Raw genomic sequence first — 24,853 nt, 5'->3', positions numbered from 1 at the left:
CGTTATCAGAGGTTTGTCGCAATTAGGCAATGGCAGGGCGCGCTGGGCGCCCCGCCGGATCAAGCGTCTGAGATCAGGTGCCTGATTTGATTTTGGTCCACATGCGGGTCACCACACGCTGTACCTTGGGGGCATAGGGGGTGGTGGTGAAGAGGTTGGCCAGTGTATCCGCATCGGGGTAGATCGCCGGATCGCCGACCACGTCTTCAGCCAGGAACTCTTGCGAGGCCATGTTGCCGTTGGCGTAATACACATAGTTCGATGCGGCCGCCATATTCTGCGGATCCATGATGAAGTTCAGGAAGGCATGCGCCGCATCCGGGTTTGGTGCATCAACTGGGATGGCCATCTGGTCAAACCACATCTGCGCGCCCTCGACGGCTGCATGATAGGCGATTTCGACGCCATTGTCGGCCTCAGCAGCGCGATCGCGGGCCTGCAGCACGTCCCCGGACCAGCCAACAGCAACGCAGATATCGCCGTTCGCCAGACCATTGATATACTCGGACGAGTGGAATTTCTGGATATAGGGGCGAATGCCCATGAAGACGGCTTCGGCCTTGGCCAGCACCTCGGGGTCATGGCTGTTGGGGTCTTCGCCGATGTATTTCAGCGCGGCCGGGATCATTTCAGCAGGCGCATCCAGGAAGTGCACGCCGCATTCGCTCAGCTTTTCCATATTGGCGGGGTTAAAGACCAGCTCAAGCGAGTTGATCGGCGCATCGTCGCCCAGCAGTTCTTTGACTTTGCCGATGTTTACGCCGATGCCGGTGGTGCCCCACATGTAGTTGATGGAATAGGCATTGTCCGGGTCATATTGTTCGGTGCGGGTTTCCACGACATCCCACATGTTCTTGTGGTTAGGCAGCTTGGACATGTCCAGCTTTTGGAAAGACCCGGCGATAATCTGACGCTGCAGGAATGTGCCACTGGGCACCACAACGTCATACCCAGATCCACCGGCCAGCATTTTGGTTTCCAGCAGTTCATTGCTGTCAAAGACATCGTAGATCAGTTCGATACCGGTTTCAGTCTCGAACTTTTCCAGCAGTGCTTCATCAATATAGTCGGACCAGTTGTAGACGCGTACTTCGTCTGCCATGGCGACCGAGCCGAGCAAGGCGACGGCGGTGGTGGTTGTGAGCATTTTGAGTGTCATGGAAATCTCCCTGTGGGTACCGGTGTGAGCCCGGCTGAACTAGATTTGATCAAGTTTTACCTCATTCGGCAATACTGTTTATGTTTCCACCGGGCAGAACTTCGTGCAAGCTGCTCAAAATTTAGGAGGATAATCGCAAGTGTCGGTGACCAAATTAGCATCTCACGCAGACCAGGCCGCCCCGGATGATAGGCCAAAACTGCCCGCCCATGAGACCGTCTATCAAAAGATGCGCGCGCAAATTCTCTTTGGCGAGCTGGCCCCAGGGCAGGCGGTCACCATCCAGGGGCTGACCGAGTCATTGGGGGCGGGCATGACCCCGGTACGTGAGGCCATTCGGCGGTTGATTTCCGATGGGGCTTTGATGTTTCAGGGCAACCGCCGGGTCTCGGTGCCCTTGCTGCGGTCTGAGGATATAGATGAGCTGATTTTTGTAAGAAAAACAATAGAGTCAGAGCTTGCACGCCGGGCTGCTCTGCGCATATCTGCCGATCAGATCGCCCGTTTGGAAGCCATTGATACCGCCCTGGATCAGGCGATTTCTGCGGGGGATGTCACCGGCTATTTGGTGCAGAACTACAGCTTCCATTCCGAACTCTATGCCTGCGCCGACGCGCCGATCATGTCGGATTTGGCAGACCGGCTGTGGCTGCGCTTTGGTCCTTCGCTGCGGGTGGTCTGCGGTCGCTTTGGAACCCAGAGTTTCCCGGACCGCCATAAGGACATCATTGAGGCCATGCGTCGGGGGGAGGCAGAAAAAGTGGCGCTGGCGATGGAAAAAGACGTCGAACAGGGCATGGAACAAGTGAGTCAGGGGCTGGTCAGCGCCAACTGATTCGATTGACAAGGAGAAATTTGATCATATTCTAGGGCCAATCTCTCATTGACGGAGTCTGCCTGATGAACGCGATCACCAATCACATGCCCACGGCCGAATTGCAGGCTTTGGATGCTGCCCACCATATGCACCCCTTTACCGCCAACGGCGAATTGGCCGAAAAGGGCAGCCGCATCATTACCCGTGCGACGGGTGTTACCCTGACCGATAGTGAGGGAAATGAGATCCTAGACGCCATGGCGGGCCTGTGGTGTGTCAACATTGGCTATGGCCGCGATGAGCTGGCCGATGTGGCTGCGCGCCAGATGCGGGAACTGCCCTATTACAACACCTTTTTCCAAACCACCCATGTGCCGGTGATTGCATTGGCCGCCAAAATTGCTGAGCTGGCACCAGGTGATTTGAACCACGTGTTTTTTGCGGGTTCAGGATCTGAGGCAAACGACACCAATATCCGTATGGTGCGGCACTATTGGGCGCTGAAGGGTAAGCCAACAAAATCGGTCATTATCAGTCGCCATAATGCCTATCACGGCTCTTCTGTGGGCAGTGGCTCGCTGGGCGGTATGAGCGGGATGCACGCGCAGGGCGGGCTGCCGATCCCGGATATTCATCACATCAACCAGCCCCATTGGTGGGCCGAAGGTGGCGACACCTCCGAGGATGATTTTGGTTTGGCACGGGCGCAGGAGCTGGAAGCCGCGATTCTGGAACTGGGCGAAGATCGGGTTGCCGCCTTTATCGCTGAACCTGTCCAGGGCGCTGGCGGTGTTATCGTGCCGCCTGCCACCTATTGGCCTGAGATCCAGCGCATCTGCGACAAATATGAAATCCTGCTGATCGCGGATGAGGTGATCTGTGGGTTTGGTCGCACCGGCAATTGGTTTGGCTCGCAAACCATGGGAATTCGTCCGGATATCATGACCATCGCCAAGGGATTGTCGTCCGGCTATGCGCCCATCGGCGGCTCAATTGTCAGCGATGAGGTTGCAGCGGTCATTGGCTCGGATGAGTTTAACCATGGCTATACCTATTCCGGCCATCCCGTGGCCTCGGCTGTGGCGCTGGAAAACCTGCGTATTCTCGAAGAAGAGAATGTCGTTGGTCATGTTCAGGATGTTGCGGCGCCCTATCTGAAAGAGAAATGGGAAGCGCTGGCAGATCACCCGCTGGTAGGCGAAGCCAAGATCGTCGGCATGATGGGGTCGATTGCCCTGGTTCCGAACAAAGACAGCCGGGCGGGCTTTGCGACCGAGGCGGGAACTGTCGGGTTTATCTGCCGCGAGCGCTGCTTTGCCAATAACCTCGTTATGCGGCATGTGGGCGATCGGATGATTATTTCACCACCACTGGTGATCACCCCTGAGGAGATTGATGTCCTGATCGCGCGGGCCCGGAGCTCGCTGGATGAGTGTTATGCAATTCTGCAGGAAAAGGATCTGCTGCACAGCGCCTGACCCTGCGCGGCAAAGAACAACCTGGCCAAAGCACCCCAGGCCTTGCACCCCATCAGGTGCGAGGCCTTTTTGTTTATGGTGAACAAGAGTTCCCCAGTGTTAGCGGAAACTGCACAAATCTGTCGCAAATCTGTCGTTGGGGGGCGCTGTGAGTCCAAAGTGTCTATCGTTGCGGCCTAAGCTGGTCTGATAATTATTAATGGATGATGCGGTTGCATCCCCCGGCAAGGGTATGCTTACATCACGTCAGAAGCGCAGAACCAATCTGCCGATTATAAAAAACGGGGAGCCTGCTTTGGCTGATGCGTCTAATACTGACGCGTTCGTAGAATTCGAACGCGTGCAAAAGAGCTACGATGGTGAAAATCTTGTCGTAAAAGACCTGAACCTCATTATGCCCAGAGGTGAGTTCCTCACCATGTTGGGCCCCTCGGGTTCCGGTAAAACCACCTGCTTGATGATGTTGGCTGGATTTGAGACGGCAACCCATGGCGATATTCGCCTTGGTGGCACCTCGATCAACAACATCCCGCCGCATAAACGTGGCATCGGCATGGTGTTTCAGAATTATGCCCTGTTCCCGCACATGACCATTGCCGAAAACCTCTCCTTCCCGCTGGAAGTCCGCAAGATGGGCAAATCCGAGCGTGAGGAAAAGGTAAAGCGCGCGTTGGATATGGTGGAAATGGGCAGCTTTGGTGGCCGTCGTCCTTCGCAGCTTTCTGGTGGACAGCAGCAGCGTATCGCCCTGGCGCGGGCGCTGGTGTTTGAGCCCGAGCTGGTTTTGATGGATGAACCGCTTGGCGCGCTGGACAAACAGCTGCGGGAAAAGATGCAGTTTGAAATCACCCACCTGGCGCACCGCCTGGGCATTACTGTGGTCTATGTGACCCATGACCAGACCGAAGCCCTGACGATGTCGGACCGGGTTGCGGTGTTTGAAGATGGCCGCATTCAGCAGTTGGCGCCGCCAGACAAGCTGTATGAAGAACCGCAGAACAGCTTTGTTGCGCAGTTCATCGGTGAAAACAACACGCTCGAAGGCACCGTCAAAGAGATCAACAACGGTGTCGCGCTGGTGCAGCTGGACGGTGGTGAGCTGATCGACTGTCGGCCCGTCAACGTCAGCAAGCCGGGCGAGCGGACGCGTGTTTCGATTCGCCCAGAGCGCGTTGAATACAACAAGGATCGTCTTGCCGAAGGGGTTCATACCCTGAAGGCAGAAGTGCTTGAATTCATCTACATGGGTGACATCTTTCGCACCCGACTGCGCGTTGCAGGCAACGATGAATTTGTGATCAAGACACGGAATGCGCCTGATCAGGTCCGTCTTAAACCCGGTCAGCAGATCGAAATTGGCTGGTTGCCCGACGACTGCCACGCCTTGGACGCCTGATCCATACCGTACACAAGCACAACTCCCGGCGAGTATGACCGGGAGGGTAAATATTAACGAACGAAATTCAACAAGGAGTGACTTCTCATGAAGATGACAAAACTGTCAGCATTGGCTATGACCACGGCGCTGATCGCGCCGGCGGCCTTTGCCGAAGACATGGCAAACGAACTGACCCTGGTATCCTGGGGCGGTGCCTATCAGGACAGCCAGAACAAAGCCTATGTTGAGCCCTACCTGGCGGCAAACGATGGCGTTAGCGCCGTCTGGGACGAAAGCTCGGCTGAAGCGGTTGCCAAGCTGCGCGCCATGAACGAAGCCGGCAATGTGACCTGGGATCTGGTCGACGTTGTTGCGTCTGACGCCATGCGCCTGTGTGACGAAGGTCTCGCTGCAGAGCTGGACCACGACGCAGACCTGGCCGCCGCTCCCGATGGCACACCTGCCTCGGAAGACTTTGGCGACCTGCTGGTTTCTGACTGCTTTGTGCCTCAGATCGTTTATTCGACCACCTTTGGCTACCGCACCGACCTGGTTGGCGCCGAGGCACCTACCTCTGTTTGCGACATCTTTGACCTGGCAAAATTCCCAGGCAAACGCTCGCTGCAGAAGCGCCCAATCGACAACATGGAATGGGCTCTGTACTGCGACGGCGTTGCCAAGGACGACATCTATGACGTTCTGGGCACCGACGAAGGTGTAACACAGGCCCTGGCCAAGCTCGACACCATCAAGGACAGCGTTGTCTGGTGGTCTGCTGGTGCGGAAACACCACAGCTGTTGGCCGATGGCGAAGTGATCATGGGCTCGACCTACAACGGTCGTCTGTTCTCGGCGATTGCCGAGCAGGATCAGCCAATTGGTATGCTCTGGGACATGCAGTCCTTTGACCTGGACGGCTGGATCGTTCCCGCCGGTCTGCCAGCGGACCGCAAAGCCCGCGCAATGGACTTCCTGAAGTTCGCCACCGACACTCAGCGTCTTGCTGATCAGGCGGCGTATATCTCTTACGGTCCTGCACGTGCCTCCTCGGCACCGCTGGTTGGTAAGCACGCAGTGCTGGGCATCGAAATGGCGCCTCACATGCCAACAGATCCTGCCAACTCTGGCAATGTGCACACCTATGACTATGAGTGGTGGGCAGACAACCGTGATGATCTGGACGCAAAATTCCAGGCCTGGTTGCTCCAATAATCTGACCTCGTTGTGATAACGGGAAAGGGCCCGGCATTGTCTGGGCCCTTTCTCCACCAATCAAAAAAGACCCGACGGGGATCCCCACCATGAGTGACACCACCCAAAATGGCCCTGTGCTGGCCGCTGATGGCACGCCGCTAAAGCGTAGCCTCGCGAAGGCACTGCGGCTGCAGAAGCTCAGGGCTTTGATGCTGATTGCACCGCTGCTCCTGTTTATCCTTGTGACCTTCATCCTGCCTGTTGGCGATATGCTGTACCGTTCGGTAGACAACCGAATCGTTCAGGAAATCCTACCCAAAACGGTGACAGCGCTCGAATCCTGGGATCCCGCCTCATCGGAATTGCCAGACGAGGCGGTTTTTGCCGCGCTGGCGGTGGATCTAAAGGCCGCGGCAGAGATCAAGGTGCACACAAAAGTGGCAAAGCGCCTGAACTACGAGAACCCAGGCCTGTCCTCGGTGTTTCGTAAATCCGGCCGCAAGATCAGAAAATGGGATGTTGAAAACGAAGGCCCCTACAAGGAACGCCTGATCGAACTCAACGATGGCTGGGCTGATATCGAGCTGTGGCGCACCATCAAGACATATTCCGGGACCCATACCGTGGGGTATTTCCTCAATGCGGTAGACATGAAACTGGGCGCTGATGGTGCCGAGATCCGTCCCGAGACAGAACGCATTTACAACACCATGTTGATCCGAACCATGCGGATGTCGCTGATCATCACCTTCAGCTGCATTATGCTGGGCTATCCGGTTGCTTGGCTGCTGGCCAATATCACCACCCGCAATGCCAACATGTTGCTGATCCTGGTGCTGCTGCCATTCTGGACCTCGCTGCTGGTACGGACATCATCCTGGAAAATCCTGTTGCAACAGCAAGGCGTCATCAATGACGTGCTGGTCTGGATAGGGCTGGTTGGTGATGACAATCGACTTGTGTTGATCAACAACGAGTTGGGTACCATCATTGCGATGACCCATATCCTACTGCCCTTTATGATCCTGCCGATGTATTCGGTGATGCAGACAATCCAGCCCACCTATCTGCGGGCGGCCAAATCGCTGGGCGCCACCAACTGGACAGCCTTCTGGCGGGTTTATTTCCCTCAGTCCATTCCGGGCATTGGCGCGGGATCGATCCTCGTCTTCATCCTGGCGGTTGGCTACTACATCACGCCTGCCCTGGTGGGTGGTACCAAAGGGACCTTCATCTCCAACCTGATTGCCTATCATATCTCGACATCGGGCAACTGGGGTCTGGGCGCGGCACTGGGCGCGATCCTTCTGGCGGTGGTGCTGCTGCTGTACTGGGTCTATGACAAGATTGTCGGCATCGACAACGTGAAGCTGGGGTAACCGACAATGAGTGCACTTCCTCCATATGCGACCACTGGCCAACGGGCCTGGTACTATTCCTTCCGGGTAATCTGCGGGCTTATCTTCTTCTTTCTGATTGCTCCGATCGTGGTGATCATCCCGCTGAGCTTTAACGCGCAGGACTTCTTTACCTTCACGCCGGAAATGCTGCGGCTGGATCCTGAAGGGTTTTCGCTGAAACACTATCGCGATTTCTTTGGCAACGATTCTTGGCAAAGCGCGATGTGGAACTCGCTGAAGATTGCCCCCATGGCTACGCTTGTCTCTGTGACTTTCGGAACCTTGGCGGCGATCGGCCTCAGCCAACCCCATGTGCCGTTCCGTCGGGCCATCATGGCGATTCTGATTTCGCCAATGATCGTACCGCTGATCATTTCCGCTGCGGGCATGTATTTCTTCTACAGCCGTATTGGCCTGCAGGGGACATATCTCGGGGTGGTTTTGGCCCACGCGGCCTTGGGTATTCCCTTTGTGATCATCACCGTGACGGCAACGCTGGTGGGTTTTGACCGATCGCTGACCCGTGCGGCGGCAAATATGGGTGCGGATCCGGTGACTACTTTCTTCCGCATTCAGATGCCTTTGATCTTGCCTGGTGTGATCTCTGGCGGCCTGTTTGCCTTCATCACCTCATTTGACGAGGTCGTGGTGGTTCTCTTTGTCGGCTCGGCTGGTCAGAAAACCCTGCCCTGGCAGATGTTCATCGGCCTGCGTGAGCAGATCTCCCCCACCATTTTGGCGGTGGCGACGATCCTGGTCGCGATCTCTATCGTGTTGCTTGCAACCGTGGAAATGCTGCGGCGACGTTCGGAACGTCTGCGGGGCATGAGCCCAAGCTAAACGCGGTAAATCACACAATATTATTAAGGAGGCCCCAGCGTTCTTGGGCCTCCTTTTTTATTGGGGTTTCGTGACTTGGGCCAAAGCGCCTATGCTGATCAAACAGATCCAACACGCGCACTGAGATGATGAAATACCCCTTTTCAAGCCCAGAAGTCGAAGCGGCATATCGCCTGCCGGACGAGACCGCCCGTGAGGGGCTCTTGCTGTTGCGCGACATGATTTTTGACATCGCTCGGGGTCGGCCAGAGATTGGGCAGATCGAAGAAACGCTGCGCTGGGGCCAACCGGCCTATCTGACACCGCAGACCAAGGCCGGAACAACACTCCGCCTGGGCGTGCCAAAATCCGCAGGGTTTGCCCTGTTTGTGCATTGCCAAAGCCGCCTGATACCCGAGTATCTGACAGCCTATCCGATGTGGGATCGGGTGGATGGAACCCGCGCAGTTCTGTTTGATCAGGTCACAGAGATAGATCCGCTGCGCCATGGTTGGCTGATCGAACAGGCCCTGACCTATCGGCTGCGCAAAAAGACGGCAGCAAAATAGCGCGTCCCAAGGTCAGCGTCCCAGGGTCAGCGGCGTTTGCGGTCTACCTTGCGTTTGACCTTTGCCGCCTTGTGTTTGGACCTGCTGCTTTTGCGTTTTGCGGTATGTCCTGCGGGGCTGCGTCGACGACCGCCGCCCTTTCCGCCCCCGCCAGCATAGCCGCCTCTGGGCAGGGCTTCCTCCTCGATTGACAACAGTTCCAGCTCCAGCCCGCCAGTGACTGGCGCCGCCTGTGTCAGGCGAACGGTGACGCGCTGGCCAATCGAGATGGTGAACCCGGTATCGGCCCCCATCAAGGTGCCGGCCTCGGCGTCAAAGTGGAAAAACTCCCGCCCAATGGTGCGCACCGGCACCAGGCCATCGGCGCCGGTCTCATCCATTTTCACAAAGGCACCAAAGCGGGCGATACCGCTGATCCGGCCGGTGAACTCACTGCCCACCCGTTCCGACAGATAAGCTGCCAGATAGCGGTCGGTGGTGTCGCGTTCGGCAATCATCGAGCGGCGTTCGGTTTCGGAAATATGAGTGGCGGTTTCTTCCAGGCGGTCGATCTCTGCCGGTTGCAGGCCATCGTCTCCCCAGCCATGGGCGGAGATCAGCGAGCGATGCACAATCAGGTCAGCGTAGCGCCGAATGGGCGAGGTGAAATGTGCGTAGTTGCGCAGGGCCAGGCCAAAATGGCCAAAGTTTTCAGGTGTGTAATAGGCTTGCTGCATCGACCGCAGGGTCGAGATATTGATCAGCTCGGCGTCATCGGTGCCCGCTGCGCCATTGAGCAAGGCATTCAGGTGCTTGGTCTGCAAGACCTGGCCCTTGGCCAGCGGAAAGCCCGCAGCCATGGCCGTTTCCCGCAGGGACTCCAGCTTTTCCGGGGCCGGTTCTTCGTGCACCCGGAACAGCAGTGGCGAACGCTTTTTGATCAGGGTCTCGGCGGCGGCCACATTTGCGAGGATCATGAATTCCTCAATCAGCTTATGCGCGTCCAACCGGTCACGAAAGGCCACCGAGGTGACCTGACCATTGTCGTTCAGCACAATTTTGCGTTCAGGCAGGTCCAGATCCAGCGGCTCGCGCCGGGCACGGGCCTTTTTCAGCGCTGTGTAGGCGGCATAAAGTGGTTTGATCACCGGCTCCAAAAAGCGCTCGGTGCGCTCCGTCACCTGGCCATCCATGGCGTCCTGGACCTCGGCGTAATGCAGCGAGGCAGCAGACCGCATCAGCCCGCGCACAAAGCGGTGCGAAATCTTGTTGCCCTCGGCGTCGATTTGCATGCGCACTGCCAGACAGGGGCGCGGTACGCCCTCGTGCAGCGAGCACAGATCGCCCGACAGACGGTCAGGCAGCATCGGCACCACGCGGTCCGGGAAATAAGAGGAATTGCCGCGCTTGCGCGCCTCACGATCCAGCTCGCCGCCGGTTTTGACATAGGCGGCAACATCGGCGATGGCGACCCAGATGATATGGCCACCGGGGTTCTGAGGATCGGTATCCGCTTCGGCGTAGCAGGCGTCATCGTGGTCGCGGGCATCGGCCGGGTCGATGGTGATCAGCGGCATGTCGCGCAGATCTTCGCGCCCCGATAGCCCCATGGGTTTGGCGGCATCTGCTTCGGCCACCACCGCATTGGGAAAATCATCGGGAATACCATGCTGATGAATGGCAATCAGCGACACCGCCTTGGGGGCAGAGGGATCGCCCAGCCGGTTGATCACGCGGGCGCGGGGCAGGCCCATGCGGCCCTTGGGGCCAGCCTGCTCGGCCTCGACCAGCTCACCATCACGGGCGCCCTGCATGGCGTCCTCAAGCACGATCCATTCATTAGAAGAGGACTTTTCAATCGGTACAATGCGGCCGCCCTCGGCGCCCTTGCGGAAGATGCCGATAACCCGTTTGGGGTTCACGCCAATGCGGCGGATGATGCGGGCCTCGTAGTGGTGATCGGATCCATCTACCTTGCTCAACCGGGCCAGAATGCGGTCACCCTGTCCCAGGGCAGGGCCTGCGGGGGTGGTTACCACCAGCACGATCGGTTCGACCCCTTCGCCGTGCCACTCCAGCGGCTGGGCATAAAGATCGCCATTCTCGTCCGGCGCCTTGACCAGCAGCACCGTCACCGGGGGCAATTGCTCGGGGTCGCGATAGGTTTTGTTGCGTTTTTGCAAATGCCCTTCGGCCTCCAGCTCCTTCAGCAGGCGCTTGAGATCAATCCGGTCGGCGCCCTTGATGCCAAAAGCCTTGGCAATGTCGCGTTTCGATGTCTGGGTCGGGTGGGCGCTGATCCAATCGAGGATCTCGGCCTTGGAGGGAATACGGGTCATATACCCCGCCTAGCATGGCTGGGAGGAGAGGTCATGGGCAAAAGCGCTGCGTCAGATGCAACTCTGCTATCGGTGGTCGGGCAGATCCGCCGCAGTGTCGACATCCCTAAGCTGATCAGTGAGCGCAATGCGATAGCCGGGCAGACTGCGCAAGCTGTCCGCCAGCGCCTGTTCGCTGGACCAGCGCACATTGCGAAACAGGCTGCGGGGCAGGCGTTTGGGGTGTTTGGCCCCGACCAGCCAATAGCCGCCATCCAGTGCGGGGCCAAAGACTGCGTCATGCCCCCCGAGCGCGGCAAAGGCGCGGGCAATATGGGCGCGGGTCACGCCGGGGATATCGGCGCCAATCAGGCAGACCGGTCCGGGGCCAAATTTGCGCAGCATTGCCCCCATGCGCTGTCCCAGATCCCCCCGCCCCTGCGGCTGACGGGCCAAATCGCCAGGCCAGACGCGCGAGGTGACGGCCAGATCTGGCGCAACGGCCAGAACGAGCTCCCAGCGGGGATCTCGCAAGCGGCGGATCAGCCGGGCAGATTGATGGCGAAACCACCAGGTGGCGGCAATCTTGCCAATGTCACGCCCAAGCCGGGTTTTGACCCGGCCGGGGCGTGGCTCTTTCACCATGATGATTAGAACCGGCCTCACGCCAGCTCCAACACCATATCGCGGTGATCAATGCCAGCATCATCATAGATGGGTCCAAAGGCCTGAAAGCCGAGCTTTGTGTAGAACCCCAGCGCGTGGATCTGGGCGCCGAGTTTGACGCGGGCGATGCCGGGTGTTTTTTGCGCAATTTCGATGGCTGCGCGGATAATATCCGCCCCGAGGCCAGTGCCACGGGCGCTTTGCAGCACACAGACCCGACCGACCTTTGCCACATCGCCCTGAAACAGGATGCGTGCGGTGCCAACCGGGGCGCTGCCGTCCTGTGCCAACAGATGGGTTGCGACTGCGTCAAACGCGTCCTGTTCTTCCGCGATTGGCACGCCTTGTTCTTTGACAAAAACGGTGTGGCGCAGGGCAAGGCAGGTGGCAAAATCCCGGGTCTCGGCGATTGTGATGCTCATGCAAAATAGTCTTTCAGGATGCGGGCATAGATGGATTTCAGCTGGGTGATCTGTTCAACCGGCACACATTCATCAACCTGATGCATCGTCTTTCCGACCAGGCCAAACTCAACCACTGGGCAGTGATGTTTGACAAAGCGCGCATCCGAGGTGCCGCCGGTGGTCGACAGCTCGGGTTTGATCCCCGTCTCGGCCTCCACGGCACCTGCAACCAGATCCGAAAGAGCACCGGGCGGGGTGAGAAAGCTCTCACCGGAGATTTTTATCTTCATCTCGATTGAGACGCCAAATTCTGCCGTGACCCGGTCCACCTCGGTCTGCAACCAGCTGCTGAGACTGGCGCCACTGTGGCTGTCGTTGAAGCGGATGTTCACCGTTGCGCGGCTTTGGGCCGGGATCACATTGGTCGCAGGGTTGCCGGTGTCGATGGTCACAACCGCCAGGGTCGAGGCATCAAAATGATCGGTGCCCTGGTCCAATTGGTGGCTGGCCAGGCGGTCCATCAGCCGCGCCATGGCGTTGAGCGGGTTATTGGCACGGTGGGGATAGGCGGAGTGCCCCTGTTTGCCGGTCACGGTGAACCAGGCGGACATCGAACCGCGGCGGCCGACCTTGATCATCTCGCCCATGGTTGTGGGGCAGGTGGGTTCACCAACCAGACAGACGTCCATCTTTTCCCCCGTTGCCGCCATATGGTCGAGCAAGGCAGTGGTGCCGTCGATGGCATCGCCTTCCTCATCGCCGGTGATGGTCAGGATCACCGCGCCGTCGGGTGGGGTGTCGGTGACAAAATCAATGGCAGCGGCGGCAAAGGCCGCAACGCCAGATTTCATGTCGGTTGCCCCCCGGCCATACATCACCCCGTCTTTTATCTCAGCGCCAAAGGGGGGCATGGTCCAGGCGGTCTCATCCCCCAGGGGCACCACATCGGTATGGCCATTAAAGCCAAAGCTGCGCCCATGGCCCTTGTCCCCCCAGCGGGCAAAGAGGTTGGAAATGCCACCACGATCCACCCTTGTGCAGGTAAACCCAGCTTGCGACAGCAGCTCTTGCAACATCTGCAGCGCGCCACCTTCTACAGGGGTTACAGAGGGGCAGCGGATCAAATCCGCAGTCAGACGAACCGGGTCGATGGGGGCCATGTGGGTGCTCCTGTGCGGCGTACGGGGGCACGCCCAAAATTAGGTTTTGAGTGATTTAACGCGCTTTTGGAGCCCGTGCAAACAGAGCCAGATCACGCTGTAAGGCGCAGCCCAACGCCGTCGCGGCCTGTCTGGGGCCTTGTGGCGCAAAAGCTGCGCCCTGATCTTGGGGAAACTTACTAGCTGACACCTCGTAAAAATGCGTGGTAAAGAACAGTTAATAAAAAAGACCAGAGGCAGGTCACCAGCGAGCGGAACCACAAAAATGTGGATTTTGCCAATATATAAAGGGCCAAAAAGGTCCAGGCAGCGCAGCGGATCTTTCGCTGTGGCGTGACGGGTGAGTTGTCTCTCCAATTGAGGATTGGAGCAAGGCAAATGGCGACAGCATCAGAGCTGGGATACGATACAGGTGCGTCTGCGACCGAGATGGCCGAAACGATTTTTGGCGACGGTGTCACCGTGGTCAGTGCTGATTACAGCGGCGACAGCCGATCATCGGCGATCTATTCAAACGGGGACGCCCTGGCCCCCGGCGCCACCCCCGGGGATAGCGGCGTGATCCTGTCAACGGGACGGGCCAGCAGCTACACCAACTCTAGCGGTGATCCCAACCGGGCGACTGACACCTCGCGCAATACCAGTGGCGAAAACAACAACTCGGATTTCAATGCTGCGGCCGGTGCCAGAACCTATGACGCCTCCTACCTGGATGTGAGCTTTATTCCCGACGCTTCGGTCATGACCGTGGAGTTTGTGTTTTCCTCCGAAGAGTTCCCGGAATATCAGGGCTCGATCTATCAGGATGTGGTGGCTGTGTGGGTCAATGGCTCGGTGGTCGAAATGGACGTCGGCGGTGGCGCCGCAAATCCGGGCAATGTCAGTGCCTCGATCAATGAAAATCTCTACCTTGATAACACCGGTGATGATTTCAACACCGAGATGGACGGCCTGACCATCACCATGACGTTGACCATGTATGTCAATCCCGGCGAGGTAAATGACATCCGCTTCGGCATCGCGGATGTGGGAGACAGCAGCTACGATAGTAATCTGTTGATCGCAGCTGACTCGGTGCAGACCGATCTGGTGGCGCTGACCGATGAGGTCCATGTGGCAGCGGATGGCAGCAAGGTTGTCGATGTGCTGGCCAATGACGTCAGCCCCTCGGGCGGGGTGTTGACGGTCACCCATGTCAACGGGGTGGAGGTCTCCGCTGGGTCTGTGGTGACGCTGCCGACGGGGCAACAGGTCGAGGTGAATGCAGATGGCACCCTGACGCTGCACGGTGACGGGGATTTTGAAGATTTCAACTTTACTTATACCGCCAGCAATGGGGACAACAGCGATACCGGCTTTGTAAAAGCCAGCTCGATTCCGTGCTTTGTGGCCGGGACGTTGATCCGCACCCCGGAGGGGGACGTGCCGGTTGAGACCCTGCAGCCCGGCGATCTGGTGACAACCAGAGACCAGGGGCCGCAACCGCTGCGTTGGATCGGATCCCGCAGTGTCCGTGCTGAGGGCGAGTTTGCGCCGATCCTCATCCGTGCGGGCAGCTTTGGCACCCACCGCGATCTGATGGTTTCGCCGCAACACCGCATTTTGCTGCGTGACGCCTATGCAGAGCTGTTGTTCGGTGAGGGCGAGGTGCTGGTTGCAGCCAAGGATCTGCTGAATGGCGGCAGTATTTCCCGCCAGTTTGGCGGTGACGTCACCTATGTGCATCTGTTGTTTGACCAGCATCAGGTGATCTATTCTGAAGGGCTGACAACCGAAAGCTTTTTACCCGGCCCGCAAACGGCTGAGCTGTTTGAACAGCCGGTCTTGCAAGAGATTTATGCGCTGTTCCCCGAACTCGACCCGGAAACCGGCTTTGGCTATGGCGCGTCTGCCCGGCCTGGGTTGAAGGGATTTGAGGGCAGGCTGCTTGCGGCAGTGCAGGCCGCCTGATCTGATGTGCTGGCTGGGCATCATCGATTTTGCGCGAGGGTGTTCGGACCTGTCCGGGCTGGTTCAGGCCCTGCGGGCTGAGGGTGGTGACGACGCCTTGATGCTGCGCGGCACCCTGGTGGTTGAAATGTCGATCCCAGACAGTCCCCGACTTGAGCCCCTGTTGCAATTTTCCCAGGATGGCGACTGGCCGATCTCCCTGGGGATCCAGGCAGTGCCGGGCGGCGGCGTCAGCCTGATCTTGCACCAGAGCGGCCGTCTCTCCCATGCGACGCTCAATCCCAGCGGGGCAGGGCACAGCGGACAGGTCAGGCTGACCTATGCCTGGGACAGTCTGGCAGGATACGCGCGCCTTGCCCTGGAATGCGCCGACAGTGATCGGGTACAGATCGCCTTGCTGCCGCCGCCATGCCCCTGGCGCTATCAGGATCTTAAAACTCTGGTCTCCCCGGGACCGTTGCGTTTCACCTCGGCGGCGCTGACCTATTTGGCTGTGTCCAACGCGCTGGAGCCCGTAGGACCGATGCCAGGTCTTGCTCCAGAGACGCCGGTGGCAACACCGCAGGGGTATCGCCCGGTTGACACCCTGCAGCGCGGTGATCTGGTCCTCAGCGAGTCCGGCGAAAGCCTGCCAGTTTTGCATGTCTTGCGCCGCGAAGTGCCAGCCATGGGGATTTTTCGCCCGGTTGTCCTGCGGGCGCCTTTCTTTGGATTGCAGCAGGCGATTCAGGTTTCGGCCTCGCAACGGCTGGTGCTGAGCGGCAGTGAGGTGGAATATCTGTTTGGACGGCCCGCAGTTCTGGTACCGACGCGCCATTTGATGGGGACATCGGTGGCAACAGCTGTGGCAGTACCGGATCATCCCAGGGGCAAGGGGATGACCACCCGTTATACGCAGCTGATCTTGCCGGATCACGCGCCGTTGCTGGCTGCGGGCGGGGTTCTTGAAAGCCTGTACCTGGGCAGCCTGCGGCGTGATGCAACACGTCTCAAAGCCAGCCAGTTGGCGGCAGTGGATCGCGCCACGGTGCCGGAACATGGCCCCCCCAGGTATCCGGTTCTGGGTGCTTTTGATGCTGCGGTTCTTGCGGAACGACGGGTGGCCTGAGGGGTTCAAGCTTGCTTGAACCTGTTGAACCACCTAAGACTTATTCAAAAGTGACGTATCCGGTTCTGAGGTATTGATTTGCGCGCTCTTCGCTTTATCCCCCCGTTTCTGCTCCTTCTTTGGGGAAATGCGCTGGCGGCGCAGGTGGTCGATGTCAATACGGTGACCCGTCCGCCCTTTTCAATGATTGAAAACGGGCGTGAGACCGGCTTTACTATCGAGCTACTGCAGGAAATTGCCCACCGTCAGGGCTGGGACCTTGCCATTCACCGCAAGGACACCTTTGCCGAGATGCTGACGGGGGTTCGCGACGCAGAGGTGGATCTGGCTGCGGCAAATATCTCGATTACCTCGGCCCGTGAAGCAGAAATGGATTTCAGTCAGCCGGTGTTTGAAAGCGGGCTACAGATCCTGGTGCAGGCTGCGGACGTGCGGGAACCATCGTTGATGAAGGCGCTGCTGTCCTGGGATCTGGCCCTGGCGATCGGGCTGGCGTTTTTGCTGTTGCTGGTTGGCGGCATGTTCATGTGGGCCCTGGAGCGTCGTGCCCAACCCTATTTTGACCGTCCCCTGAAAGAAGCCTGGTTTCCGTCTTTTTGGTGGGCGCTCAATCTGGTGGTAAACGGCGGCTTTGAAGAACGGGTGCCGCGCACTGCTATTGGGCGGATGTTTGGCGTGATGCTGGTACTGTCTTCCCTGTTTATCGTGTCGATCTTCGTCGCCAAAATAACTGCGGTGATGACGGTCGACGCCATCAGCGGTTCGATCTCCTCTGTGAATGACCTTTACGGCAAACGCACCGGCACCATTGAGGGGTCCACCGCCGCTGGTTTCTTGCAGCGCCGTGACATCGACTATCAGGGCTTTGAAACCCTGGATGAGATGCTGGCGGCCTTTGAGGCAGGGGATATTCGTGTCGTGGTTTTTGATGCACCAGTTCTGAACTATTATGTGCAGCATGGCGGCAGCGAATATGGCCGCACCATCGGATCAGTCTTCCTGCGTGAATACTACGGTTTTGTTTTCCCACAGGGATCTGAATTGACCGAGCAGGCCAACCGGAGCTTGTTGGAAATGCAGGAAGATGGCAGCTATGAGGCGCTGTATCGCAGCTGGTTTGGTCGATTGAACTAACGGTATCCCCGGCCAGAGCCTATCTCTGGCATTTTCCCGTTGCGTAGCCGCTAGTGAAAAACGGGTTCTTCGCCCTCAAAGAAGGGGGTCATCTGGGCCACGATCACGGCGTTTTCTTCCAGCGCACGTTGCATCAGCGCATGTTCTTCCTCACCAATCTCGTGGCCTTCTTCCTGACGTTCGGCAAGGGTGCCATAGCCGGTGACATCCAGCGGTGCAGTATCGGCCTGTTTCAGGATGGCGACAGTCTCGCGGACGGCCTCTGCCTCATCGACGCCAGAGGCATAGATCATCAGGGCTGCCCCGGTTGCGCCTTCGGGCAGACCATCGCCTTCTTTGCGACCGATCTGAACCAGGAGCGTATAGACCTGTTGGCGGGATATCTTCTTTTTTTCCATATCGTCGCCATAGCCCTGTCGGCGCCTTGGGGTCAATCGAATTCAGATTGTTCAGGCTTGCGGCAGGCCTGCAAAGGTTTCAAACCTATAAAACCCGTGGTCAGCTACAGGAGATCCCATGCGGTTTTCGCTTTCACAGATTTCGCCCCAGGTTTGGAAAAACGGTGGTGGCTCTACGCGGGAACTGGCCCGCGAAGACACCGCCAAGGGGCACATGATCTGGCGCGCCAGCCTGGCGCGGATCGACCGGGACGGGGCGTTTTCTAATTTCCCCGGCCTGTCGCGTATTCATTGCATCGTTTCAGGCGCTGGGTTGCAGCTGTCCAACGCCGATGTGCAGCTAGTGGCGGACCCCCTAAAGCCGTTGCATTTTGATGGCGGGCTGGATCTCACTGCGCGGCTGAGGCTGGGCGCTTGCGAGGCCTTTAACCTGATCTATGACCCAGACCGTATGAGCGCCGAGATGAAAATCTGCGACGCGGGCCGACACCACTTTGACGATGGAACCCAACTGATCTTTGTTCTGGAGGGATCCCTGCGGCTGGAGACTTCTGCGGGTGTTGAGCAGCTCAGCAGCGGCGAGGGATGGCAGGGTGTCGCTGGTGGTATTGTGGATATTGCGCAGGATGGCAGGGCGGTGCTGCTGCGCTTGGGGCACCTTTAGACAGGTCAGTAGGTAGTCACAAATGTCCGACTAAAATAGCCGCTCAAAACAAAATGCGCGCCCCCTTGGGATCAAGGAGACGCGCAGCATGGAACCTTAGCGCGGCGGGATCAGTCGCGCAGCAATTCGTTGATACCGGTCTTGGACCGGGTCTGTGCATCGACGCGCTTGACGATCACCGCACAATACAGGCTGACGTTGTTCTTTGATGGCATCGAGCCAGAGACAACCACCGAATAGGGCGGCACTTCGCCATACATCACTTCGCCGGTTTCGCGGTCGACGATCTTGGTCGATTTGCCGATATAGACGCCCATGCCCAGAACCGAGCCTTCGCGCACGATGCAGCCTTCGACCACCTCGGAACGGGCACCGATAAAGCAGTTGTCCTCAATGATGGTGGGGCCGGCCTGCATGGGTTCCAGCACGCCGCCAATGCCAACGCCACCCGACAGGTGTACGTTTTTACCGATCTGGGCGCAGGAGCCAACGGTGGCCCAGGTGTCAACCATGGTGCCTTCGTCCACATAGGCGCCGAGGTTCACAAACGAGGGCATCAGTACCACGCCGGGGGCGACATAGGCGCTTTTGCGCACGATGCAGTTGGGAACGGCGCGGAAACCGGCCTCTTTCCACTCGGCATCGCCCCAGCCCATGAATTTGCTGTCGACCTTGTCCCACCAGCTGGACCCCTGCGGACCCCCGGACTGCATTTCCATATCCTTGATACGGAAGCCCAGCAGTACGGCCTTTTTGGCCCACTGGTTGACGTGCCAGTCGCCGCTGTCCAGTTTTTCGGCAACCCGCAGCGACCCGGAGTCCAGCGCCTGCAATGTGGCCTCGATGGCTTCGCGCTGCTCACCTTTGGTGGCGGGCGTGATGCTGTCACGGGCCTCCCAGGCGGCTTCGATCGCGGTTTCCAGCTGAGCGTTGGACATTGGGGGGTACTCCGGCATGTGTGTAAAATTAGGATTCGCAGCTTTCTAACGGCAATCTGCGCGCAGGTCATGCCCGGATTACGGCCAAAATGACGCCCTACCCGGCGTTTTGACCTCTTTAGCGTACCCGGCGCAGGTGGCGGCGCAGGATTTCGCAGGCGGCAGGGGCATCCTGGCGCTGCATCGCCTGCACAATGGCGGCGTGATCCTGATCTATGCGGGGGCGCCACTGGTGCCGCCAATTGGCAAACAGATGCCGCGCCGAGGCAATGTGCAGATCATCAATCGAGGCCAGCAACCGGGGCATCTGGCAGGGGGCCAGAATGATGCGGTGGAAAGCCCGGTTACAGCGCTCCCAGGTGGCCATGTCCTCGGCTGAGTCGCAGTCAATACGGGCCGCCTCTGCGGCATCCAGATCCGCCTTGGTGATCCGGGCAAACCCATGGGTGAGCGCCAGGACCTCCAGAGCAACCCGCATTTCGATCACTTCGCGGATCTCACTGGGGTTCAACGCGCTGACACGGGTGCCGCGCCGGGGTTCGGAAATCGCCAGCCCGTGGGCTTCGAGCCGCAAAAGTGCCTCGCGCACCGGCACGTGGCTGGTGTCAAAATTCCGGGCAATATGGTCCTGTCGCAGCTTTTCCCCTGCCTTCAGCGCGCCGGTAACGATCTGCTCGCTCAGAGCCTGATAGATTGTATCTGCGATTGTTGCGGTCATGACAGGTCGATAGGGCGGCTGCGATGGTGGTGCAAGGCTCAGGCCAGCGGATCCGGGGCAATATTGCCGCCACAGAGCAACACCGCCACTCTTTCGCCCGCGGCGGGCTGATAGGCGCCCGAAATCAGCGCTGCCAGGGCGGTGGCGCCGGCGGGTTCGACCAGTAGCCGGCGCTCGCGCCACAGGGCGGTCTGGGCCGCGGTGATAGCCGCATCCGTGACGGTGAGCGAGGTCAGATGCCCGGCCTGGCGCTGCTGCTGTGCCAGATCAAAACAGATCGAACCGATCCGCCGCGCCCCCAGCGCATTTGCGGCGACGCCGGAAACCTCAACATCCACTGGCGCCCCAGTCGCCAGGGCCGCATGCAGGGCGCAGGAGGTTTCGGGCTCCACCGCGATGATCTTTTTGGCGCCCTGGAACCAGGCCATGGCGCCGGCGATCAAGCCACCGCCACCAACTGCGATGATTACCGTATCAGCCGCCAGACCCTGGTCCTGCCATTCGGCAAAACAGGTGCCCTGACCGGCGACGGTGCCGGGGGCATCATAGGCATGCACCTGTCCGGCGCCGGTGTCCTGCTCATAGGCCTGGGCCTGTTCCAGCGCATTGGCATAGGCGCCAGAGACCACCTGCAGATCAGCGCCAGTGTTGCGGATCAGGGCGATCTTGGCGGGGCCTGCCATTTCCGGCACATAGATCCGCGCCTTGTGGCCCAGCTGATGGGCGGCATAGCCGACGGCGGCACCGTGATTGCCCCCGGATGCGGCGACCAGACCTGCGGCTGGCACATCCTGGCTCAGCAATGTGTTAAAGGCACCGCGCGCCTTGAAACTGCCGGTGTGCTGCATGTGCTCCAGCTTCATCTCGATGGGATAGCCCAGGCCAAACCCCAGCGTCTGCATTACCGGTGTGATCTGAATATGGCCTGCGATGCGGCCAGCGGCGGCTTTGATTTCGGTGGTCCAGTCCATGTGCAGTCTCCCCTGGCTGTGCGGGCCAGACCTTAGCGATTGTCGAAGGTGATACAAGCCTTTGCAGCGGGCTACCAATTCTGTTCAAACTGCGACCAGCGGGGCTGGTGCCTGTCACCCCAGGGAGGCTAAGCTGAACCGCAATAGTTCAAATAGGATTGCCTGATACACCATGAGTGATGATCGCCATAGCCGCTTCCCGGATGCCCATTCAGACCGAGATCGCGCCGAACATGTAGAACTGACACCGCAGTCCGCCTCGCGGGCCTATAGTTTGGCCTTTGCGGATGAAGAGTTCCTGTGCCGCGAGGAGCTGCGCCCGGTCCGCCTTCAGTTGGAACTGCTCAAAGCGCAGCTGATGCTGGACGAACAGGGCATTGACAGCACTATCGTCATGTTTGGCGGCGCCCGTATTCCCAGCCCGGCCAACAAGGAAAGCGCCCGGACACAGACGTTGGCGGATCTGTCTCATTTCTACGATGAGGCGCGCGACTTTGCGCGCATGATGACCGAGAGCTCAATGAAGACCGGCGGGCGCAAGAATGTGATCGTCACGGGCGGTGGCCCGGGGGTGATGGAAGCAGGCAATCGCGGTGCGCTGGATGCGGGGGGCAAATCGGTGGGCCTGTCCATCGTGCTGCCACACGAACAGGCACCAAATGGCTATGTCACACCCGAGCTGAGCTTCAACTTTCACTATTTTGCCATCCGCAAGATGCATTTCCTGATGCGGGCGGCGGCGATCACCGTGTTTCCGGGTGGCTTTGGCACCCTGGATGAATTGTTTGAGAGCCTGACTCTGATTCAGACGGGCCGGATGGAGCGGGTGCCGTTTATTCTGTTTGGTCGGGCCTTTTGGGAGAAGATCATAAACTGGGATGCGCTGGCGGATGCCGGCACGATTTCTGAGCAGGATCTTGAGCTGTTTAAGTTTGTCGAAACCGCCGAAGAGGCGGCCGAGATCATTCATAACTGGTCGCCTGAACCCGCCCGCGACAGCCTGCCTGGTCGCGAGCGTTAGGGTCCAATCATGGCCGGTGTTTCCCTCGATCGGAGGGAGGCGCCGGGCTAGGCGAATTCTGCTGGCAGAACGCCAATTTCGATGCCCTTGGGCAGGCTGGTCACGATCCGGGCGCCATCGACATCCTTGATCGCATAGCCATAGCCGCGCAGGCGGAACTGCCATTCGCGGGGGCTCAGCGCTTTTTCGCGCTCTTCGCGGATCAGGTCGAGCACATAGGGCTCAAGATTGCTGTTCGCCGCCTGCGGCACCTGTGTTTCCAGTTTCATGCTCAGTCCTCATGGATTCTTTTGATTGTTTCTGAGGGTGAAACTGTCGGTCGGCTGTGGCCGGAATATATCCGGTTTGAGGAAAGAATGTGGCAGGGCGGCAGTGTCGCCGGAAGGCCACATAAAAACGCCTCGGGCGTAAGACCCCGAGGCGTCAGTGTATCAGGACTGCGCGGGGCAGGTTCGGCGTTTATGATTTTACGCCTGTCTCTGCCTCGATCTGCTTACGGCTTTTGCGGGCGCGTTCGGTTGCGGATTTCAGCTGACCACAGGCGGCCATGATGTCTTCGCCGCGGGGTTTGCGGATCGGCGAGGCATAGCCAGCATCGTGGATGATATCGGAAAAGGCGTGAATGCGGTTGCCAGAGGAGCGTTTGTAGGGCGCTCCGGGCCATTCATTAAACGGAATGAGATTGATCTTGGCCGGAATGCCTTCGATCAGCTTGACCAGACGGTGGGCGTCTTCCTTGCTGTCGTTTACATGATCCAGCATCACATATTCAAAAGTGATGCGTTCGGAATTTGCCAGCCGGGGATAGGCGCGCAGGGCCTCCAGCAGAGTCTCAATGTTCCAGCGTTTGTTGATCGGCACCAGTTTGTCGCGGACCTCATCCGTCGTGGCGTGGAACGACACCGCCAGTAGGCAGCCGATTTCCTCCGCTGTGCGGGCGATTTCCGGCACCACGCCTGATGTCGACAGGGTGATGCGGCGACGGCTGAGCTGGATGCCTTCGGGATCCATGGCGATCTTCATCGCGTCGCGGACATTGTCAAAGTTATACAAAGGCTCGCCCATGCCCATCAGCACGATGTTTGACAGCAGGCGGGCCTCTTCGGTGTTGCGGGTGCCGGGCACGGGCCATTCGTCCAGATCGTCGCGCGCCATCATCACCTGACCGATGATTTCGGCGGCTGTCAGGTTGCGCACCAGTTTCTGGGTGCCAGTGTGACAAAAGGAGCAGGTCAGGGTGCAGCCCACCTGGCTGGAAATGCACAGGGTGCCGCGATCGGTTTCGGGGATATAGACCACCTCAACCTCGTGACCGCCGGCAATGCGCACCAGATATTTGCGGGTACCATCCTCAGAGACCTGTTTGCTGACCACCTCGGGGATGGCGATCTCAAACCCGTCTTCCAGCTGAGCGCGCAGAGCCTTGGAGAGATTGGTCATCTCGGCAAAGTCGCGTTTACCCCACTGGTAGATCCACTGCCAGATCTGGCCGACTCGCATTTTTGCCTGCTTTTCAGGGATGCCAATATCAATCAGCGCCTGGCGCATTTTCTCGCGGGTCATGCCGACGAGATTGGTCTTGCCGCCCTCGGGCAGCTTGCGGGGCAGGGTCAGAACGTCTTGGGTGATCGGCGCGTTGGCGGTCATGGCAGCGTGACTCTAAATCAGGAGGGTGGATGCGGCTCTATATAGGAATTTGTTCAAAGATCAAAAGGAATCCGATGTCGGTTTCGGCACTGGGGCAAAGCTGCAGGCGGCAAAAAGGCCGCCCAGCGGGTGCGGGGCGGCCTGATCTCAGCGCTGAATTTGGTGTTTCAGGCCTTATTCTGTGGCCGGTTCCCAGGCAAAGACCTGAAACGGCGCGTCGACTGGGGTGTCAAACAGCGAGTTGGTGAAATTCGACAGGATTTTCTGGGCATAGATCACCAGGAGGTCCATCATCGCCTTGTTGTCGTATCCGGCTTTGAAGAAACGCGAGGTTGCGGCCTCGCTCGGGTGGCCATGTGTTTCACGGATGGCCAGCGCAAAGCTGCGCAAGGCTTCCAGTCGGTCGCTTGGCAGTGGGGTTTCATCGCGCAATGCATCAATGATTGCAGTGTCGATCTTCTCGGCCTGCGCGATCATCGTATGGGCTGGCACGCAGTAGTGACACTGGTTGGCAACATTGATTGTCAGCCAGACGACTGTGCGTTCTTCCGGGCTGAAACCGGAGGCCTCTGCCAGTCGGTGGAGCTGAAAATACCCTTCCAGCAGGGAGGGGCTTTCGGCCATGACGGCATAGAGGTTTGGAACCATGCCATAGGTCTTGATGGCCTCTTCCAGCCGGGGTTTTGCGGCCTCTGGGGCGGTTTCAAGGGTATGGAGTGTGGCGGTGACCATGTCGTTAATCCTCTTGATTGGGTTTGCGATAGCTAGGGGCGTCGGCAAAAAAGGATAACTGGCAGTAATCAACAAAGGTATGTGCAGCATAGAACCAACTTCCCGAATATGTGTTTTGGCGTGAAGGTTCTGTGGGTTAGCGTGGTCTAATCGGCGCACGACAAGGTTTCCCCAGGGCGGGCGCAGCGCGCCTTGGGACGCACTGCGTTTGGTCGGTCGGTTGTGGGGGTA

General features: G+C 58.7%; 24 protein-coding genes. 12 read left to right on the top strand and 12 right to left on the bottom strand.

Features of this window, described 5'->3' with window-relative positions:
• Positions 1-73 precede the first annotated feature (73 nt).
• Entirely contained in the window at positions 74-1,159 is a 1,086-nt protein-coding gene (locus tag N1037_00220) for a polyamine ABC transporter substrate-binding protein (GenBank protein ID UWS79477.1), read from the bottom strand.
• A 145-nt stretch (positions 1,160-1,304) separates the two neighbouring features.
• Here N1037_00220 and N1037_00215 point away from each other — a divergent pair, with 145 nt between their 5' ends.
• The 7 genes from N1037_00215 to N1037_00185 all read left to right on the top strand — a co-directional run bounded on the left by N1037_00215 (position 1,305) and on the right by N1037_00185 (position 8,814).
• Positions 1,305-1,994 (top strand): GntR family transcriptional regulator, encoded by a 690-nt coding sequence (locus N1037_00215; protein UWS79476.1) that lies wholly within the window; start codon positions 1,305-1,307, stop codon positions 1,992-1,994.
• Positions 1,995-2,059: 65 nt separating this feature from the next.
• A complete protein-coding gene (locus tag N1037_00210; GenBank protein UWS79475.1) occupies positions 2,060-3,454 on the top strand; it encodes an aspartate aminotransferase family protein in 1,395 nt (464 codons plus the stop codon).
• Positions 3,455-3,749: 295 nt separating this feature from the next.
• Positions 3,750-4,850 (top strand): ABC transporter ATP-binding protein, encoded by a 1,101-nt coding sequence (locus N1037_00205; protein ID UWS79474.1) that lies wholly within the window; start codon positions 3,750-3,752, stop codon positions 4,848-4,850.
• Positions 4,851-4,937: 87 nt separating this feature from the next.
• Positions 4,938-6,044, top strand: a complete 1,107-nt coding sequence (locus N1037_00200; protein UWS79473.1) for an extracellular solute-binding protein — start codon at positions 4,938-4,940, stop codon at positions 6,042-6,044.
• An 89-nt stretch (positions 6,045-6,133) separates the two neighbouring features.
• Positions 6,134-7,405 (top strand): ABC transporter permease, encoded by a 1,272-nt coding sequence (locus tag N1037_00195; GenBank protein UWS79472.1) that lies wholly within the window; start codon positions 6,134-6,136, stop codon positions 7,403-7,405.
• A gap of 6 nt (positions 7,406-7,411) precedes the next feature.
• Complete coding sequence (locus N1037_00190; protein ID UWS79471.1) at positions 7,412-8,266, top strand: ABC transporter permease; 855 nt, start codon at positions 7,412-7,414, stop codon at positions 8,264-8,266.
• 128 nt (positions 8,267-8,394) lie between these two features.
• On the top strand, positions 8,395-8,814 hold the full coding sequence (locus N1037_00185) for a DUF1801 domain-containing protein (protein UWS81409.1): 420 nt from the start codon (positions 8,395-8,397) through the stop codon (positions 8,812-8,814).
• A 26-nt stretch (positions 8,815-8,840) separates the two neighbouring features.
• Here N1037_00185 and rnr read toward each other — a convergent pair whose 3' ends face one another.
• The 4 genes from rnr to dapE all read right to left on the bottom strand — a co-directional run bounded on the left by rnr (position 8,841) and on the right by dapE (position 13,341).
• On the bottom strand, positions 8,841-11,132 hold the full coding sequence (gene rnr / locus N1037_00180; protein UWS79470.1) for a ribonuclease R: 2,292 nt from the start codon (positions 11,130-11,132) through the stop codon (positions 8,841-8,843).
• Positions 11,133-11,198: 66 nt separating this feature from the next.
• On the bottom strand, positions 11,199-11,777 hold the full coding sequence (locus N1037_00175) for a TIGR04282 family arsenosugar biosynthesis glycosyltransferase (GenBank protein UWS79469.1): 579 nt from the start codon (positions 11,775-11,777) through the stop codon (positions 11,199-11,201).
• The gene (locus N1037_00170; protein UWS79468.1) at positions 11,774-12,199 is read right to left on the bottom strand and encodes a GNAT family N-acetyltransferase; all 426 of its coding nucleotides are present in this window, start codon (positions 12,197-12,199) and stop codon (positions 11,774-11,776) included. Before N1037_00170 ends, N1037_00175 begins: the two co-directional genes overlap by 4 nt.
• Positions 12,196-13,341, bottom strand: coding sequence for a succinyl-diaminopimelate desuccinylase (dapE, locus tag N1037_00165; GenBank protein ID UWS79467.1), 1,146 nt, complete (start codon positions 13,339-13,341; stop codon positions 12,196-12,198). The genes N1037_00170 and dapE overlap by 4 nt, the downstream gene beginning before the upstream one ends.
• A 378-nt stretch (positions 13,342-13,719) precedes the next feature.
• Between dapE and N1037_00160 the strand changes: the two genes are divergently transcribed.
• The 3 genes from N1037_00160 (at position 13,720) to N1037_00150 (ending at position 17,533) form a co-directional block, all read left to right on the top strand.
• Positions 13,720-15,291 (top strand): Hint domain-containing protein, encoded by a 1,572-nt coding sequence (locus N1037_00160; GenBank protein UWS79466.1) that lies wholly within the window; start codon positions 13,720-13,722, stop codon positions 15,289-15,291.
• Positions 15,292-15,295: 4 nt separating this feature from the next.
• A complete protein-coding gene (locus tag N1037_00155) occupies positions 15,296-16,399 on the top strand; it encodes a Hint domain-containing protein (GenBank protein UWS79465.1) in 1,104 nt (367 codons plus the stop codon).
• A 78-nt stretch (positions 16,400-16,477) separates the two neighbouring features.
• The gene (locus tag N1037_00150) at positions 16,478-17,533 is read left to right on the top strand and encodes a transporter substrate-binding domain-containing protein (protein ID UWS79464.1); all 1,056 of its coding nucleotides are present in this window, start codon (positions 16,478-16,480) and stop codon (positions 17,531-17,533) included.
• A 50-nt stretch (positions 17,534-17,583) separates the two neighbouring features.
• On the opposite strand, the gene N1037_00145 is transcribed toward N1037_00150, so the two are convergent.
• Positions 17,584-17,931 (bottom strand): hypothetical protein, encoded by a 348-nt coding sequence (locus N1037_00145; GenBank protein ID UWS79463.1) that lies wholly within the window; start codon positions 17,929-17,931, stop codon positions 17,584-17,586.
• 118 nt (positions 17,932-18,049) lie between these two features.
• Between N1037_00145 and N1037_00140 the strand changes: the two genes are divergently transcribed.
• Complete coding sequence (locus N1037_00140; GenBank protein UWS79462.1) at positions 18,050-18,595, top strand: HutD family protein; 546 nt, start codon at positions 18,050-18,052, stop codon at positions 18,593-18,595.
• A gap of 110 nt (positions 18,596-18,705) precedes the next feature.
• Here the strand turns inward: N1037_00140 and dapD are convergent, their stop codons facing one another.
• From dapD to N1037_00125, 3 genes are all read right to left on the bottom strand, one after another.
• Positions 18,706-19,533 (bottom strand): 2,3,4,5-tetrahydropyridine-2,6-dicarboxylate N-succinyltransferase, encoded by an 828-nt coding sequence (dapD, locus tag N1037_00135; GenBank protein UWS79461.1) that lies wholly within the window; start codon positions 19,531-19,533, stop codon positions 18,706-18,708.
• 118 nt (positions 19,534-19,651) lie between these two features.
• Positions 19,652-20,251, bottom strand: coding sequence for a GntR family transcriptional regulator (locus N1037_00130; GenBank protein UWS79460.1), 600 nt, complete (start codon positions 20,249-20,251; stop codon positions 19,652-19,654).
• 38 nt (positions 20,252-20,289) lie between these two features.
• Positions 20,290-21,222, bottom strand: a complete 933-nt coding sequence (locus N1037_00125) for a threonine/serine dehydratase (GenBank protein ID UWS79459.1) — start codon at positions 21,220-21,222, stop codon at positions 20,290-20,292.
• A 172-nt stretch (positions 21,223-21,394) separates the two neighbouring features.
• Here N1037_00125 and N1037_00120 point away from each other — a divergent pair, with 172 nt between their 5' ends.
• Positions 21,395-22,243, top strand: coding sequence for a TIGR00730 family Rossman fold protein (locus N1037_00120; GenBank protein ID UWS79458.1), 849 nt, complete (start codon positions 21,395-21,397; stop codon positions 22,241-22,243).
• Between the two features lie 47 nt (positions 22,244-22,290).
• On the opposite strand, the gene N1037_00115 is transcribed toward N1037_00120, so the two are convergent.
• From N1037_00115 to N1037_00105, 3 genes are all read right to left on the bottom strand, one after another.
• A complete protein-coding gene (locus tag N1037_00115) occupies positions 22,291-22,512 on the bottom strand; it encodes a hypothetical protein (protein ID UWS79457.1) in 222 nt (73 codons plus the stop codon).
• Between the two features lie 190 nt (positions 22,513-22,702).
• On the bottom strand, positions 22,703-23,890 hold the full coding sequence (gene rlmN / locus N1037_00110) for a 23S rRNA (adenine(2503)-C(2))-methyltransferase RlmN (GenBank protein ID UWS79456.1): 1,188 nt from the start codon (positions 23,888-23,890) through the stop codon (positions 22,703-22,705).
• A 174-nt stretch (positions 23,891-24,064) separates the two neighbouring features.
• Positions 24,065-24,622: a carboxymuconolactone decarboxylase family protein gene (locus N1037_00105; GenBank protein UWS79455.1), complete on the bottom strand. Its 558-nt coding sequence runs from the start codon at positions 24,620-24,622 to the stop codon at positions 24,065-24,067.
• Positions 24,623-24,853: the final 231 nt, after the last annotated feature.

The sequence above is a fragment of the Phaeobacter sp. G2 genome, from assembly GCA_025163595.1.
Classification (GTDB): Bacteria; Pseudomonadota; Alphaproteobacteria; order Rhodobacterales; family Rhodobacteraceae; genus Pseudophaeobacter.
The sequence above is the reverse complement of the archived record's forward strand: the minus strand, read 5'-3'. Positions and strand labels throughout refer to the sequence as shown.